This window comes from Serratia sp. MMO-28, assembly GCF_037199905.1.
GTDB classification, from domain to species: domain Bacteria; phylum Pseudomonadota; class Gammaproteobacteria; order Enterobacterales; family Enterobacteriaceae; genus Chania; species Chania oryzae.
Genome location: NZ_JBBCVB010000127.1, coordinates 1 through 229 on the forward strand (window position 1 = coordinate 1; position 229 = coordinate 229).

Below are 229 nucleotides of genomic sequence, written 5' to 3' on the forward strand. Positions count from 1 at the left end.
GGCGCACAACCGGCTGACGCCAAGCAATTGTGATGAACTGCTGTTTGATGATGTGCTATGGGTTGAGCGCGCCAAGCGTGACCATTTTGACTTTATGACCAAGATGCGCGAGCACGGTGTGGATGTGGTCGAAATGCATAATCTGCTGGCAGAAACGCTGGCACTGCCTGAAGCCAGAAAGTGGATCCTCGATCAGCAGATCGTGCCCAATGAAGTGTCGCTGGGTATT

At 52.8% G+C, this 229-nt stretch carries 1 protein-coding gene; it reads left to right on the plus strand.

Annotation, left to right across the window (positions count from 1 at the left end; genetic code table 11):
- On the plus strand, nt 1–229 hold a 229-nt coding region (locus tag WG891_RS26850), incomplete at both ends, for an arginine deiminase family protein (RefSeq protein ID WP_337265134.1).